The 16,037-nt window shown below is 68.9% G+C and carries 12 protein-coding genes; all 12 read right to left on the reverse strand.

The genetic code is table 11. The features are described 5' to 3' along the window. Positions 1-12 precede the first annotated feature (12 nt). Positions 13-2,874, reverse strand: coding sequence for a type VI secretion system ATPase TssH (gene tssH / locus BMZ69_RS20640; RefSeq protein WP_244543458.1), 2,862 nt, complete (start codon positions 2,872-2,874; stop codon positions 13-15). 75 nt (positions 2,875-2,949) lie between these two features. Then, complete coding sequence (locus BMZ69_RS20645) at positions 2,950-3,468, reverse strand: Hcp family type VI secretion system effector (RefSeq protein WP_092160192.1); 519 nt, start codon at positions 3,466-3,468, stop codon at positions 2,950-2,952. 308 nt (positions 3,469-3,776) lie between these two features. Then, positions 3,777-4,136, reverse strand: a complete 360-nt coding sequence (locus tag BMZ69_RS20650; protein ID WP_092160195.1) for a hypothetical protein — start codon at positions 4,134-4,136, stop codon at positions 3,777-3,779. Between the two features lie 20 nt (positions 4,137-4,156). Further along, positions 4,157-5,653 carry a type VI secretion system Vgr family protein gene (gene tssI, locus BMZ69_RS20655; protein ID WP_092160197.1) on the reverse strand — a complete coding sequence of 499 codons (1,497 nt, stop codon included), beginning with the start codon at positions 5,651-5,653 and terminating at the stop codon, positions 4,157-4,159. 35 nt (positions 5,654-5,688) lie between these two features. After that, on the reverse strand, positions 5,689-6,693 hold the full coding sequence (locus tag BMZ69_RS20660; RefSeq protein ID WP_092160200.1) for a serine/threonine-protein kinase: 1,005 nt from the start codon (positions 6,691-6,693) through the stop codon (positions 5,689-5,691). A 35-nt stretch (positions 6,694-6,728) separates the two neighbouring features. Further along, complete coding sequence (locus tag BMZ69_RS20665; RefSeq protein WP_092160203.1) at positions 6,729-7,415, reverse strand: PP2C family protein-serine/threonine phosphatase; 687 nt, start codon at positions 7,413-7,415, stop codon at positions 6,729-6,731. Beyond that, positions 7,412-8,104 (reverse strand): type VI secretion system-associated protein TagF, encoded by a 693-nt coding sequence (tagF, locus tag BMZ69_RS20670; RefSeq protein ID WP_175506902.1) that lies wholly within the window; start codon positions 8,102-8,104, stop codon positions 7,412-7,414. Before tagF ends, BMZ69_RS20665 begins: the two co-directional genes overlap by 4 nt. Continuing rightward, entirely contained in the window at positions 8,101-11,682 is a 3,582-nt protein-coding gene (gene tssM, locus BMZ69_RS20675) for a type VI secretion system membrane subunit TssM (protein WP_092160208.1), read from the reverse strand. The genes tagF and tssM overlap by 4 nt, the downstream gene beginning before the upstream one ends. Next, on the reverse strand, positions 11,679-12,692 hold the full coding sequence (gene icmH, locus BMZ69_RS20680; RefSeq protein WP_175506903.1) for a type IVB secretion system protein IcmH/DotU: 1,014 nt from the start codon (positions 12,690-12,692) through the stop codon (positions 11,679-11,681). The genes tssM and icmH overlap by 4 nt, the downstream gene beginning before the upstream one ends. Then, complete coding sequence (gene tssK, locus BMZ69_RS20685) at positions 12,689-14,023, reverse strand: type VI secretion system baseplate subunit TssK (RefSeq protein WP_092160212.1); 1,335 nt, start codon at positions 14,021-14,023, stop codon at positions 12,689-12,691. Before tssK ends, icmH begins: the two co-directional genes overlap by 4 nt. A 9-nt stretch (positions 14,024-14,032) precedes the next feature. Continuing rightward, a complete protein-coding gene (gene tssJ / locus BMZ69_RS20690) occupies positions 14,033-14,563 on the reverse strand; it encodes a type VI secretion system lipoprotein TssJ (RefSeq protein ID WP_092160215.1) in 531 nt (176 codons plus the stop codon). After that, entirely contained in the window at positions 14,560-15,960 is a 1,401-nt protein-coding gene (gene tagH / locus BMZ69_RS20695) for a type VI secretion system-associated FHA domain protein TagH (protein WP_175506904.1), read from the reverse strand. Before tagH ends, tssJ begins: the two co-directional genes overlap by 4 nt. Positions 15,961-16,037: the final 77 nt, after the last annotated feature.

A 16,037-nucleotide genomic window follows, 5' to 3' on the forward strand; every position in this document is an offset into this window, starting at 1 on the left:
CGCGCAGCACCGTCACTCGGCCGCCTGCGCCACCGGCTCGGACGAGCCCGGCAGCGTGAAGCGGTAGGTAAAGCTCCCCTCCGGCCCGATATCGACCGACAGGCTTTCCGGCGCATGCTCCTCGCCCATGCGGCCGATGATCTCGGTCGCGATCTCCGGCAGCAGCGTGCGGTTGACGATGTGGTCGATATTGCGGGCGCCGGTGTCGACATCGGTGCAGCGAGCGGTGATCGCCTCGACGACGGCGTCCGAATAGTGGAACGCCATCTTCTGGCTTTCGCGCAGGCGCTTCCCGACCTTGTTGAGCTTCAGCCTGACGATCTCGCTCAGCACATCCGGCATCAGCGGATAGAACGGCACGATCTGCATGCGCGCCAGCAGCGCCGGCTTGAAATGCCGCGACAGGCTCGGGCGGATCGCCTCGGTGAGCTCGGCCGTCGAAGGCTTCTCCTCTTGCGTGCCCATCGCCGTGATGATGTCGGTGGCGAGGTTGGAGGTGAGGATGATCACCGTGTTCTTGAAATCGATGATCCGGCCTTCGCCATCGGCGAGCGTGCCCTTGTCGAAGACCTGGTAGAACAGGTTCAGCACCTCAGGATCGGCCTTCTCGCACTCGTCGAGCAGCACCACCGAATAGGGGCGCTGGCGCACCGCCTCGGTGAGGAGCCCGCCCTCGCCATAGCCGACATAGCCGGCCGGGGCGCCGACGAGCTTGGAGACGGTGTGCTTCTCCTGGAACTCCGACATGTTGATGGTGATCAGGAAACGCTCGCCACCGAAGAGCAGGTCGGCGAGCTGCGTCGCCAGCTCGGTCTTGCCGACGCCGGAGGTGCCGACGAACAGGAAGACGCCCATGGGCTGGCCGGGGTTGTTGACGCCGGCCTTGGCGGCGCGCATGCCCTCGTCCAGTGCCGAGACGGCGTGGTCCTGGCCCTTGATGCGCTGGCGCAGGTTCGCGGCCATGCCGAGGATGGCGGCGGCCTCGTCCTTGACCATGCTGCCGACCGGAATGCCGGTCCAGTCGGAGATCACCTGGCCGACGGCGTCGGCGGTGACCTCGTAATGGATCATCGCGGTCTTGCCGCGGGTCCTGTCCAGCTCGGCGACGGCCTGCTGCAGCTCCTGCTCGGCCGCCTCACGAGACGAACCGGCTTCATCAGCCTCGTCCTCGTCGCGATCATCATCATCGTTGTCGCCGTCGTTATCGGCGGCCTTGGCTTCGAGCGTCGCGATGCCGTCGGGCCCGAGGCCGAGCTCGCGGCGCAGCGCGACGATGCGGTCGACCAGCGCCTTCTCGCGCTCCCATTGCACGATCGCCTCGACCTTCTGCGCTTCGATCCCGGCGATCTCCTCCTCGATCTCGGCGATGCGCGGATTGTCCTTGCCGAGGGTGGTGCGATCGCGCTCCAGCGCGGCGAGCTCGCGGCGCAGCGTCGCGATCCGGCGCTCCTGGTCGTCGATCCCCGCCGGCTTGGTCGAGAGCGAGAGCTTCACCCGGGCGCAGGCGGTGTCGAGCACGTCGACCGCCTTGTCGGGCAATTGCCGGCCCGAGATGTAGCGGGCCGAGAGATTGGCGGCGGCGGCGACGGCATCGTCGCGGACATAGACGCCGTGGCTCTTCTCATAGGCGGCGCGCAGGCCGCGCACGATGGTGATCGCCTCCGACGGCGAGGGCTCATCGAGCTTGACCAGCTGGAAGCGCCGCGCCAGCGCCGGGTCCTTCTCGAAATATTTCTTGTACTCCGACCAGGTCGTGGCCGCGACGGTGCGCAGTTCGCCGCGAGCGAGCGCCGGCTTCAGCAGGTTGGCGGCGTCGCCGCCGCCGGCCGAGGCGCCGGCCCCGACCAGCATGTGCGCCTCGTCGATGAAGAGCACGATCGGTTTGGGCGAAGCCTTGACCTCGTCGATGATGCCTTTGAGCCGATTCTCGAATTCGCCTTTGACGCCGGCACCGGCCTGCAGCATGCCGAGATCGAGGCTCAGCAATTCGACGTTCTTGAGGAAGTCCGGGACATCACCCTCGGCCATTTTGAGCGCGAGCCCCTCGACCACCGCGGTCTTGCCGACGCCGGGATCGCCGACGCAGATCGGGTTGTTCTTGCGGCGCCGGCCGAGGATGTCGATCATCTGCCGGATCTCGCGGTCGCGGCCGAAGACAGGATCGATCTTGCCCTTGCGGGCCTGCTCGGTGAAGTTGATGGTGAAGCGGGCGAGCGCGCCATCGGGCGGCAGCGCCCCGTTGCCTGCCTGGCCCGGGGCTGCGCCCGGCGTCGCGGCGGGAACCGTCGGCTCCTCGGCCGAGGGCGCGACGATGTCGCGGAACTTGGCCTTCAGTTCAGCGAGCGGGATCGCCCGCACCGCTTCGAACCAGTCGGCCATGGCGTAGCGGCTGGGGCTGGCGAGCAGGGCCGCGACGATCGCGCCCGAGCGGATCTGCTGCTGGCTAAGCTCGATCGAGCTGATCAGCCAAGCATCGGTCAGCAATTCGATCAGGCCCGGCGAGAAGACGGGCCGGCCGGTATTGCCGGTCTTGAGGGTTTCGGTGGCGCGCTGCAGACCGCGCCTCAGACCGGACGCGTCGAGCCCGAACTGCTTCAGGATGATGCCGAGATCGCGCTGCTCGTCTTCCGACATTACCAGCAGGAGATGCTCGACCGCCACCTCGTAATGGCCGCGACCGACGCTGTGGCCGGCGGCCGTTTCCAGCGCGCGCTTGACGTAAGGGTTCAGCCGCCCGAGCAGCTGCTTGAGATCGACCTGGACCATGGTGGAACGCCCCCTGCCTGGCGCCTGGCGCCGGATGTCGCGCCGGGCTTGGGACCCGGTCTGCGCGATGGCGCACCTCACCGCGTCGAGGTGACTGGCCGATGACATCTACGTCACCGTAGCGTTGCAAGGTAACCAGCAAGACCGCCGCGCAAAGGCTGCGCGGCGGCCGAAGTCGCGAGATCAGGCGGCCTGCCAGGAATCCTCGCCCTCGGTCGAGGCCTTGGTGTGCTTCCAGGTGACCTTCTCATAGGTGAAGGACCAGTCTTCCATCGGGCGCAGATGGTCGTTCGCCTGGGCGACGGTCAGCGGCAGGTAGGACTTGCCTTCGCAGAGCTTGGCGTTTTCCCACTTGAACTCGAAGAACTCTTCCGGCTCGCCGAGGCCGGCGGTGTCCGGGCGATAGAACTTGCAGACGATCTCGGTCAGGGTCTCGCCCTTGGCCAGCGCCTGCCAGAGCAGCGGCGAGGACCGGTCCATCAGCTTGGTGAAGGTGACCGGCTGGTGGACGCGGGCGCCGGAGGTGAAGCCCGACTTCGGATCGCGCGGGTTGATCACGCCGCTGGTGAAGGAGAGCACGGTGATCTCATTGCCATGCTTGTCGTATTTGGCGCCGGCGCCGGCGCTCTTGATGGTGCTGGCCTCGCTGGAGATGTCCCCCTGCTTCTGGCCCTTGATGGTCATGTAGGCGTCGAGTGCCATTGTTCTCTTTCCTGGAATTCGTTGCCCCGGCACGAGCCGGCGCCCCTTCTCGGCAAGGGGCGTACCAAGCAGTATAAATCAGCTATCCATTTGATAGAGCTTGGATAAACCTGTTTGCGTCACTGCCGTGACTGCGCAGTTTCCTGCGCGCATCCGGCTAACTGCGCAGGCGCGCGCTCACCGCTCTCAGCCGCCATGTGGACGGGAGGTAGGCGATGCCGGCCATGCAGCGGTGGTCGCCGCACAGAATGCAGCGTCGCCACGATCTTGATTTGAGCAATGGTAGTGATTTCAGCCGGGCGGCGGCTTCAGCCGCGCGTCCGCCCCACGGCTTCCAGCCGGCTGTCGCAGGCGAGGACGGCGCGCGTCACCAGATCGACGATGAGGTCGGCGCTGACGCGGTAGCCCATCTCGCCGGCGACCAGCTCGCCGCTGACATGGATGCCGGCGCAGGCGCGGTTCTCGCGCTGCGTCTGTGCGGCCGGGCTCGCCGACAGCCTGATCCTGACAGGTCTTCCATCCGGCAAGGCCGCCTCGCGCCAGCTCTCGCCCGGCACGGAAACGAGATGGAAGCCGAAGGCCTCGCCGGGAAAGACCTGGGTGCGCACCGCCTCGTGGACGAGCGCGGCGAGCGGATCGAGTTCGCGGATCGGTGGCTGCCAGGTCATCGCAGGAAATGACCCGGAGCTCAGCTCGCCGAGCCGTCGTTCATCTCGAACAGCGTGCCCGATGGCGAGCGGAAGCGGTTGAGCGTGCGGTTGCGCTTGGAGACGACGTTCGGGGTCAGCGGGTTCGGCACGGCGCCTACGATGATCGGCCGGTCGATGTCGCCGTTGACGCAGCTGAGGATGACCTCGGTGCCCTTCAGCAGCGGGAAGTGCATGCCAGTGTCGGAGGGGCCGGCATAGGGCTCGGCCTTGCGCAGGAACTCGCTCGCCTTGCCCTCGGCGCTGTCGCCCTCGTCATAGCGCAGGCGCACCTTGTAGCGCCCTTGCGTGTCGACCTCGGCGCGCGTGCCGTCGGCCTCGCCGTCGACGAAGGCGTTGAACAAACCGGCCGCCAGCGGGCGCGGCGTGCGCCGCTCGGGCCGGAACGGGACGGAGAGCGGGATCGCCTCGAAGCGGTTGCCATAGGGCGCGCCGGCGACGGCCTCACCAGTGCCGTAGCCGACCGGAGCGGGCGTCGAGACCTCGTGCTCGACGGAGATGACGAGGTAGCGATCGTCGAGCGAGGGATGCCCGCTCAGGCTGAAGAACATGCCGGGGCGCAATTGTGGCGCATTGCTGACGCCGCGGAAGATCTTGGCCCGGCAGGCGATCTCCTCGGCCCGGACCTTGGCGAGCTGGTCGCCCTCGTCGGGTTCAAGGAAGTGCTGGCCGTATTCGATGATCGTGCCGGTCTTGCCGCCCTCGACCTCGGCACGGGCGCGCAGCAGCAGCGCCGGCTTCTCCGGATTGTACTCGCGCAGCACGACCGATTTCGTCACCGGCCGGGCGACGAAGCCGAACGAGGTCACCGCCGCCTGGGACGTGGTGATCGCGTCATGGCCATGGCGGTAAGGCAGCGCTTTTGCCTCGATGAACGCGACATTGCTGTCGCCGAACACCGCGGTCTCGCCATCCTCGCTTTGCTTGAAGAAATAGAAGATGCCGTTGCCCTCGCACCAGCGCGAGAGGAAAGACAGGTCGCTCTCGTTGTACTGGACGATGAACTCGCGCTCGCGATAGCTCGCGGCGAGATTGAGTTCGTGGTCAATTGTGATGTGGCCGTGATTGGCCGCCAGCGAGCCCTCGAGCTCCTTCTGGATGATGTCCTTGACCGAGACCTTGCTGGTCGAGCCGTAGACCTGGTTCTGGCGGCTGAGCTCGAGCATCCTGAGGCGCGGCGCAATCACCGCGGCGTAGAGATGGCCCTGGTCGCCGAGCGGGTCCTGCGCGGCGAACTCGACGACGACACCGTGGACCGCAAGTTCGCCGGCTTCGGTGTGCAGCGTCAGCTTGGCCCGCTCGCCGACCACGTCCTCGGGACTGATCGCCTTGTCCGAGCGGAACGCCACCCGGTAGGCGTAAGGCTCCGAGATCGCCTCCCGGCCGGTGACCCGCTCGACATGCAGGCCGTCCCTGATGCTGCCGCTGGCAAGCGAGAGCGCGATCGTGGTGTCGTGACTGGCGGGTCGGTCGAGCATGGCACGTCGCGTCCGGTAAGGGGAACAAGGTGACGCTAGGGCGGGGCGTTGACAGGTTTACGACGATGCAGCCGTCGAAGCAGGCTTTGGGCATGGCCGAGCACTGCGCGGCGGTGATCCGAAAGCCGCGGCCGGAGGATACGCCCGGCGAAATCGAGGGCGCTGCCCGGCCGCGTCCCAGCCTCCCAGTCGAAGCCGCGCCGCAGCGCGACCCAGCGGCCGCCGCGAAAGCCCGGCGGCGACGCCGGGGTCAGCCCCTCCGCCATCGCCGCCGCGGCCGAGCGACCGTCGAAAGGATGCTTGCCGGCGACCATCACATAGGTCAGCACCGCGAAGGAGAAGATGTCGTCGCGTGGGTCCGGCGCCTGCCCGGCGAGCGCGGCGGGCGAGGCATAGGCGGGCGTGACCGCGCGCAGCCGCTTGAGGAAGAAGCCGGTCTCGTCCTCGGACGGGCGGTGATCTGGCGGCAGCAAGGGCTGCGCCGTGCCGAAGTCGATCAGCTTCACATGGCCGTCCTGGGTGATGAAGACATTGCCCGGCTTCAGGTCGCCATGGACCATGTCGGCGGCGTGCACCGCGGCGAGCCCGGCCCCGAGCTCGGTGACGATGCGCAGCGCCAGCCGGCGCTCCAACGCCCTGCCGTCGCGCTCCTGCATCACCTGCGCCAGCGTCTTGCCGCGCAGCAGCTCCATGACGAGGAAGTGCAGCGGCCCCTCGCGATCGAAATCGTACACCTGGACGACATTGGGATGGCGCATAGCCAGCAGCCGCCGGCCCTCGCGATGCAGCAGGGTCGCGGCATCGTCATGGTAGCCGTCGCCGATATCGGTGACCTTGAGCGCGACCTCTGGATCGAGCGCCCGCGCCCGCTGGCGGACATGGTCGACGGCCCGGTAGACGGTGCTCATGCCGCCGCGCCCGACCACCTCGATCAGCTCGAAGCGCCCGCGCAGCAGCGTGCCGAGCGGGGCCGGCAGCGCCCGTTCAGCCGATTGCGGCGGTGCGGCCGCAGGCAAGGTCGCGATTAGCGGCTCGCGCACTTCGGCCGCGTGCCGACGACGTCTGCGCCTGACCTTCACAGCCGCCTCGCGATCACGGCGGTGATGTCGTCGCGGCCGCCATTGGCGACGGCACGGGCGACGAGCCGCTCGGCGAGGCCGGCCAGCGGCTCGTCCAGCAATTCGCCGATCTCGGCATCGGCGAGCGCCTTGTTGAGACCGTCGCTACATAGGAGCAGCGTGTCGCCGGGCAGCGTCGGCGTCACGCAGCGCGCGATCGGCAGATAGGCGGCCGAGCCGACTGCGCGCGTCAGGACATGGCCGGCGCCAGGCCCATGCCCGAGGACATGGTCTTCGGTCAGCTGAGCGAGAGCGTCGTCGCGCCGGCGATAGACGCGGCTGTCGCCGGCCCAGAGGCAAACGAGCATGCCCTCGCCGACCAGTGCCACCGCGACAGTCGAGCCGACGATGTCGCCCTCGGCCGAGCGGGCCGCGTGCTCGCGCAGCGCTTCGTTGATCGCGGCAATGCCTTCCTCGGCAAGTGCGACGCGCATGGTCAGCGCCGCCAGCGGCTCCGAGACCGCGGCGAGCATGCGGGTGATCGACTGGCTTGCGAGCTCGCCATCGGCATGGCCGCCCATGCCGTCGGCGACCGCGAACAGCCCTGCCTCCGGCAAGGCGGCATAACTGTCCTGGTTGACGTCATGGCGCGGGCCCCGCCGCGTCGCGACCGAGACCTCCCACTTCTCTCCGACGAGGCTCATGTGCCTTGCCGCGCGCTCGCTGCGCGCCAGCCATGGCGTGACCAGTCGCCGGAGAAGAAGCCGGCGCAGGCGGCCGGGTCCGGCAACCCTGCGCAGCGCAGCGCCGTCGCCGGCCGTGCATTCCAGCGGCCATGCCACCAATGGCTGGCGCCGTCCTGTGCCGGGCTGTCGGCGGCACCGAGCGACAGGCGTTCCGCTTCGCTGTCGACGACGAGCCGGCCACGGCCCGGCCCGAACCAGAGACTGGCCGCTTCGCGCTGAGTATCGAGCCGCCGGCGCAGGCTCACGAGCGCATCGGGCAAGGATCGCTCCGTCGCAATCAGGTCGAGCACCGCGACCTCGAACAGATCGAGCAGGCCCTCGCTCGCGGCGAAACCGGCGCCGTCCTCGGCCGGCAGCTCCAGCGCCAAGGTCAGCGGGTAATGGCGCCGGACACGATCGACCGAGCTGGCGAAGACCCCGATCCAGCCGCCTCCCCCGATCAAGCCGGGTGCGAGCCGGAAGCGCCAGGGCGGGCTGAGCAGATAGGCGTCGTCCCAGCGCGCGCCGAGCGCCTCGCGGCTCGCCGTCAGCATCGCCAGCAGCCAGGCCTCCCATGGCGTGACGAAGCGGCCGGGCAGTCCGTGCTGCACGAAATCGCCGGCCCAGGGGACCTTGCCGAACAGGCCGAAGACCGGCGCTTCGCTCACAACGAATCCGGGCAGCGGAAGGCGCGCAAGGCACCGAGATTGAACGGGTTGTTCACGCTCGCCGCCCGCAATTGGTAGACGACGCGGGCATTTTCCTCGCCCGTCACGGTGATGCTGAACTGGTCGGCGCCGCCGCGCGCCGCGAGCGAAGACGAATCGACCATGCGCAGCAGCGCCCAGGCTCCCGTGCGCTCGACACGGGTGTCCTTGCCGTTGAGGTCGGTCAGCGTGACCGCGACCGTGCTGGCATCGGTCTTGGTCGGCCACTCCAGATCGTAGGCGCGCTGCGCCTCATGACGGTAGACGATATCCTTGCCGTCGAGCGCCAGCGTCGCACGCAGCAGCTTCGGATCGAGGAAGCTCGGGCGCAGGCTGAACTTCAGCGAGGGGGCCGAGCCCGAGCCGGCGAAGAAGGCGTTGCGGATCGCCCGCGCCCGATAGAACTGCGTCAGCGCCTCGCGCTTCAACGGCAGGGCCGAGCCGTCGACGGTGATCGGCGCATAGCCGTTGCGCTGCTCGGTCACGAAGGGCGCGAGGTGCTTCTGGAAGAACTCGTCGAGCAAGCCGCCGGGCCGGAACATGTCGCTGAAATCGCGCAGCGAGACCTCATCCTTGGCGTTGGCGAAGAGCGGGTAGCGCTGGTCGAGCGCCGCCTGGCATTGCGGCAGCACGTCCCGGCGCCAGGCCTGGTTGACGTAGTCGAGGGAGTCGCCGACCACCGAGGAGGCGCTGAGGCTCGCGACCGCCCGCATGATGCCGCGCACCGGCTCCGGCCGCAGCGCCGAATCCGCCCGGAGCTGGCCGAGCGCGTCGGCACCGGAACTGCCGCGCCGCGCCACGGCCTGATAGGCCGCCTGGCGCGGATCGGGCGCGTTCGAGACGTTGCTGAGCGCGCCATAGGCGCCGCTGAACAGCTCGCGGATACGGCCCATCGGCGCCTGCGCGCCACCTTGCGGGGCGACCAGTTCGACCAGCGGGCGGAACGGCGCTGCGATCGTCGCGCCGGGCCAGGGTCCCTCCCCGAGCGCGGCAGTGGCGGCGGCGTTCGCCGCACTACTTGCCGCAGCGGCGATGAGACCGCCAGCTGCGGCCCCCGCCGGCCCGGGCAAGCCGGCGGTCGCGCCCGGCTGGGAATCGCCGGGCAGCGGCAATTCGGTATTGGTGCGGACGATGCCGATCAGCCGTTCGAGCGGCGAGTTGGCGGCGGCGAGCGCCTGCACGGCCGAGAGCGCCTGCTGCGTCTCGGCGAAGGGCACCATCCGGGCCGCCGCGAGCGCGCTCTGCCAGGAACGGATGTAATCCGCGACATAGCGGTCCATCACATCGCGTGTGCCGGTCTGGACCACGCCCGAGCCGGCCGCCTCGCCGCCGGTGACCCAGTCGATCCCGAGCTCCTCCCGGATCAGGATCGGCAGCCGAGGCAGCACGAAATCGTAGAAGCCCTCGCGCGTGAAGGCGGCAGGGATAACCGAGACCGCGGTGTTGCCGGTACGCCCGAGGCCGAAATCGATCACGCCGGCGCCGATCGCAGTGGACAGATCGATCGGGCGCAGGCGCGGGTTCTGCGCGGCCTCGCGGAGCAAACGAGCATAGACCTGCTCGCTGCGCGGCGTCCGCATCAATCGCGCCCGCGTCGTGTCGATGATGCGCCGATCGGTCGGCAGCGGCTGCGGCAACAGCGCGACGAGCTCGTCGAAATGCCGTCCGAGCTCGGCCGCCCGGCTCTGGTCGACCGGAAAGGCGAGCTGCGCCTCCTCGCGCGCGGCGCGCTGCACCACACTGCGATCGAAGCGCTCGCTGTCGCTCAGCATCAGATAGCTGCGCAGCAGCTCGCGCACCGCCTCGTTCTCGGCTCCGATCTGCGACAGGCCGGTCAGCCGCTCCGACAGCCGTGTCGCGAAGGCCGGATAGAGCCGGCCGACGATCAGGCGTTCGCGCAGTTCCGCTGCCGCCGGCGCGAGCGAGGGCGTGGCGCTCAGCCCGAAGCCGTCGAGCCAGCCGAGGATGCCGCCCTGCCCGCTGGCATCGCGCACCGCATCAGCCGCCTGGAGCACCGGCAGCAGCGTCGCCGGCGTCGCCCGCGCCGGCACAGCAGCCAGCCGCGCCTCGACCGGGGCCAGAGCCTCGTTCGTCGCGGCGATCCGGGCCTGGCTGCGGCTCGCCGCGCCCCACCAGAGCACACTGAGCCCGATCACCAGCGCCGCCGCGACGCCGTAGCCGATGTTCTGAGCCCGTACGAGGCTGCGTTCGAGCTTGCGGTCGACGCCGACCAGCCCCTGCTCCTCGAAGATGACGTCGGTCAGCAGACGGTTGACGAAGAAGGCCTTGCCCTGCCCGGAGAACGGCGCGCGCTGGGCACTGGTCAGGCCGAAGCTGCGCCCGAACGCAGCGAGCACGCGGTCGATCGGCGTGCCCTCCTGCGTGCCGCTGGTGAAGTAGACGCCGCGCAGGCGCGACTGCGTCTCGAATTTGCTCTGCTTGAAGATCTCGTGGACGAAGCTCGCGAGGTCCTTGCGCAGTCCGGCGAACTCCTTGGGAAAGAGATAGATGCGTCCGCGCCGGTTGAGGCCGCGCTCGGCATGAGCTCGCTCGCGCATCACCTGGTCGAGCCGCTCGGCGAGCTCGCGCAGGTTCTGGTCGAGCAGCTCGGTCAGGCGCGTCGCCAGATTGGCGTCGGGCGGGAAGGTCATGCCCCAGACCTGCGACCGCCCGGTCTCGTTCAGCCCGTCGAAGAATTCGGAGAAGCCGGGGATCAGGTCGCATTTGGTGATCAGCAGATAAGTCGGCAATTCGACGCCGAAGGTCTTGGTCAGTTCCTGCAGGCGCGCGCGCAGCGCCGCGACATGGCGCTTACGCTCGACCTCGTTCTGCAGGAGGATGTCGGACAGGCTGATCGCCAGGACGACGCCGTTGAGCGGCCGGCGGCCGCGATGGGTCTTGAGCAGATCGAGGAAGCCGCGCCAGGCGGCGCCGTCGACCGCGGCGTTCGATTCATGGGTGGTGTAGCGGCCGGCGGTATCGATCAGCACCGCCTGGTCGGTGAACCACCAGTCGCAATGGCGGGTGCCGCCGAGGCCGGCGACGGGATCGGTCCCGAGCGTGCGCGCCAGCGGGAAGTCGAGCCCGGAATTCTTCAGGATCGTCGTCTTGCCCGAGCCGGGCGGGCCGATGATGACGTACCAAGGCAATTCGAACAGATAGGCGTCGCCCTTGCGCCCGGCGAAGATCGTCTCCTTGAGGGTGGCGAGCGCACCCTCGAAACGCTCGCGGATGATCTCGATCTCGTCGGTGCCGCCGGAATCGGCCATGGCCGCGAGCCCGCCGGTGTCGAGCAGCGACTTGATCATCCGGGCATTGGCGCGCCGCGCCAGATAGAGGCGCAGCAGCGAGACGCCGACCAGGCCGGCGAGCAGCACGACGATCGCGCTGGTGCGCGCCTCCGCCGAAACCAGCGGCGCCCAGCCCAAGAGCGAGAGATAGGGCCCGCCGGCCCAGATCACCACGCAGAGCGCGATCACGCCGAAAACGGTGACCAGCCCGCGCAGCGACAGAAAGCCGAGCAGATAAGAGCGGATCATGGCCGCACCGTTCCGGCGGCGATCGTGTTCTGGAGCACCTGCATGCGCTCGACCACCGGCGCGACCTCGACCGCGAGGCGGTAGCGATGGAAGCTGTACATCGTCACCAACAGGAAGCCGGCGGCGGCGAAGACGATCCAGAGCGGGAAGAAGCTCCGCAGCGCCTTCTCGGCGCCGACGCCCTGCCAGTGCGGCGAGAGTTCGGAGGGCGGCGGCGGCAGATTGCGGCCGACGAGCTGGCCGACCTCGTCCCGCAGATCGGCGAGACGCTCGCGGCCATTGTCGAGCACGCGATGCATGCCCTCGAAGCCGAGCAGCAGCACGAAATCGATCAGCTTGAGCAGCGCGATGTTCTTGCGCGGATCGGTCTTCACCCGGTCGAGGATGGCGAAGACCTTCTCGCCGCCCCAGGTCTCGTTGTGGAAACGGTTGAGCAGCGAGCTGGTGCTCCAGTCGCTGGCGGCGCCCCAGGGCGTCGTCATCACCGTCTCGTCGATCAACGAGCACAGGACATAGCGCGCTGCCTGGACATCGCCGGCGGCGGCGCCGTTCCTGACCGCCGCCTCCTCGAATTTATGGATCTGCTCGATCACCTCGCTGCGCAATTGCGTGACATCGGCGAAGTCGACGGCGTCGCGCAATTGCGCCACCAGCGCCAGCAGCGGATTGGCGGCCGCGACCAGCGCATCGGAGCCATCCGCGATGCCGGTGCTCGCCTGCAAGGCGGCGGGAGGAACTTCGCGCGTCGCAGTGGATGCACTGCGACGCTGCTGCGGTTTGGCAGGCTCATTGCGGGGGATGAGCGAGGGAGCCGACGCTGACGGCGAGAAGCCGGTCGATCGGGCCGCCGGCGGGGGAACGAAGGTCGGAGCCGCGAGCGGCTGGCGCGGCGGTGCGAACGGCGTCGTCGGCGGATCATGGATAGCCGATCCGGCCGGCCGCGGCTGCGCCAGGCCGACCGGCCTGTGCCCGACGACGGTCGGTGGATCGAAGCTCTGATCGCTGCTCACGCGCGTTTCCCGCGAATGGCCCAGAATTCGAGGTGCAGATCGGGATAGTCGCCGCTGACATGCAGGGCGAAGGCGGCCGAGCGCGTCAGGTTGCGCCAGAGCTCGACGCTCTGGTCGAGTTCGAAATAGACGCCGCCCTGCAGGAAGGGCAGCTCGCGCGGCGCCACCGGCAGCGCCGTCAGCGGGATGCCGGGCAATTGCAGATTGACGAGATCGCGGATCTGCTCGACCGAGCCGACCTTCATCGAGATCGGCAATTGGCTGCGCAGCGTCTCGGTCGGCACGCTCGCCAGCGCGATCAGGACGAAGCGCGCATCCTGGAACAGGGTGCGGTCGCTGATCGTCGAGAGGCGGATGCCATAGCCACGGTCCTGCAGCGGCAGCGCGATCGCATTGCGCTCGATCACCACCGCGAGGAGCTGACGGAGCTGGTCGAGCACAGTTGCGAAGGAGGCGTCGAGATCGAGATGGTCGTAAGGCGGAAAATCGGCGCTGCGCCGGCGCGAGACCGAGAAGGTCGAGAGCTGGCCGGCAAGCGCCAGCGCCGCGCGATAGACCTGCTCGGGATGCAGGCCCGGCGTCGCGGCGAAATGGTCGAACACCGCTTCCTGGCCGTTGACGATCGAAAGCACGACGAGGTCGACGAGGCCGCCGCTCTCGGCCGCGGCCGGACCAGCGGCGGATTGGCCGGCCAGCGCCTCCGCCCGGCTGCGCAACAGCGAACGGATTTCGCTGACGATACGCACGAGGCGCTGCGAGGCCTGGAAGTCGAGGCAGGGCGGAACGTAGTTCTCGTCGAGGAGCACGGCGCCGGTCGCATCGACCTCGCGGATCCGCGCGATCGGCAGCGTGACGAGATCGTCCTCGGCTTCGCCTTCGAGCAGGAGCCGCGCCGAGAGCCGCCCGACCTTGAGGCTGACCGAGGCGCGGTTGGGGGCGGTGACATCGCGCACCGCCTGCTCGGCCGCCTCGTAGCGCCGGCTGCGGCCACCATCGCCGATCTCGGCACCGTCGAGCGGGCGCAGCGCGACGGCAAGCTTCACCAGCGCATTCTTGGTGTTCGGCGGAACCGCCCTCGCCTCGATCGCGATGCCGCCGGCGGTGTCGATCACCGTCCCGTCCGGCATCACGGCAGCGACCGACTGGACGGCGATGCGGCCGAGCGGCAGCAATTCGGCCCCGAGCGTCAGCTTGCGCAGGCCCCAGGCGAAGGCGGCGAGCGCGGTGCTGCGGCCCTCGACCACATGCTCGATCCAGCGGTCATATTGCTGGAAATGCTGCGGGCGGATCAGCATGCCCTCGGACCAGAGCGGTTTGCTCACCAGCGTCATTGGGCGACCTCAGATCAGGCCAAAATTACGGGAGGCACGCTGCAACTCGATCCTTACGGCCAGAGCGCGCACGGTGATCAGGAAGGCGTTGTCGCGGTCCGGCACGATGTCGACCAGCGCGCGCCATTGCGCGACCTCGATCTGGCGGAAGCCGGCGATCACGCCGATATGCTTGGCCTCGGCCGGCGAGTCGCGCTTGACCGAGCTCTTCTCGCCGGGCTTCACCTCGAATTCGCGCTTGGCGACGAGATCGGCGCCGAGCTTGGCGGTGTCGCTGTCGAGCAGTTCGAAGAAGCTCGCCTGCTCAAAGGCGTTCTTGGTCTTGAGCTCGTAGATGCGCAGCACGATCGGCGAGGGATCGCCATTCGCGTTGAGGTTGATCTCCTGGTCGGCCTCGATCCCGAATTCGAGCGAGGTCGTCTTGGCCGCCGGCGGCCCCAAGGAGCAGGCGGCGACGAGCGGCGCGCCGGCACCGACTGCCATGCCAGCGAGCAGCGACCGACGCGTCGGCAGCAGCAGCGATCTGGTGAGCGGTCTCACGCCTTGGCTCCCGGCCCACGGGCGGAGGCGCGCGCCAGCTCGTCCGAGACGAGCATGCGGATCGTGCGGTCGAGATCGCCGGCGAGATCGCCATGCAATTCGGCATAGCGCTCCCAGAGACGGCTGCGATCCGGCTTGCGGCCGAGCAGGTCGGGCTCGGCCTCGGCTTCGAGCCGTGACGGCGCCAGCCGGTCGAGCAGTTCGCGAATGCCGGTCTGCACCGCCGAGGCCAGCGCGACCTCATGCGCGTGCATGTCGGCGAAACACTGCTTCACCGCCATGTCGAGCGGCAGGAAGCCGGGCGCGCCCTCGACCACGACGCGGCGCAGCGCCTCGTCGCCATGCGAGAAGAACTTGAACGGGTTGTTTTCCTGCGGCGCGAGCCGGGTCTGGTCGAGGCGGAATTCGTCCTTCATCGACTTGCGCGCCGACAGCATCGAGACCAGCCCGCCCGCCGCCTGACGCAGCGCGCCGCCGAGCTCCTCCAGCAAACGCGCCCGCGCCTCAGGCGGGATGCGGGCGGGATCGATCCCGATCCCGGACCAGAAAGCGGCGGCGTCGCCCGAGCCCGACGCAGATGAGCCTCGCGGTAGTGCGACATCAGCCACTGGACGAGGCGCCGCACCGGGTTCCTGCGGCGTCAGATCGATCGAAGCGGCCCGCGCCATGGCGCGCTGGCGCAGCAGAGCGAGCGGATCGACCGCCGCGGCAGGGGCCGGCTGGGGGGCGACTGGCGACACAGCAGGCATTGCCATCAGGGTCGCGGGTGGTGGCATGACAGGCACCGGCATCGCGACGGCCGGAGCCGGGGCGGCCTGCGTCCGTGCCGGGGCAAGGTCGCTGAAGTCGAAATCGTCCGGGATCAGGCCGGGGACCTGCGTCGGCTGGCGCTCAGTCGCCGCCCGTATCGTAGCCGGCATGACGGGCGCTGGCGCCGACAGCTCCAGCGCCATCGGAATGGCTGGCGCCGCAACGGCGACCGGCTGCATCGGCAGCGGCACAACAGGCGGCGGAGCCACGGGCGCCGGCGGTGCCATGGCGGCTGGCATGGGGATCGGCGCAGGTGCCGATTCCTCGCGCAGGATCGCGACGGAGATGATGTAGTCGGCGATATAGATCGTATCGCCATTGCTCAGCGGCGCGCTCTGCTCGCGGCCGAGTGGTGCATCGACGGCATTGAGATAGACGCCGTTGGTGCTGGTGTCGGTGATCAGGAAGCCGCGGCCATTATGCGAGATGCGCGCATGCCGGGCCGAGAGCGTGTTGCGCTCGTCGGGCAGAACCCAGTCGCAGCTGGCGCTGCGTCCGAGCGTGCCGCCAGCCTCCGCGAAGATATGCGTAGACCGGTCGCCGAGCGTGCTGCGTTGCAGCCCGAGCACGGTCAGCAGCAGTCTCATCTTACCCCCGGCCCCACATAGACGCATGCCCCGCCGACCGGTCGGGCCGGCTCTTGGCGCTGCTGGCGCAAGGTTGG

Source organism: Allobosea sp. CRIB-10, assembly GCF_900112185.1.
Lineage (GTDB): Bacteria > Pseudomonadota > Alphaproteobacteria > Rhizobiales > Beijerinckiaceae > Allobosea.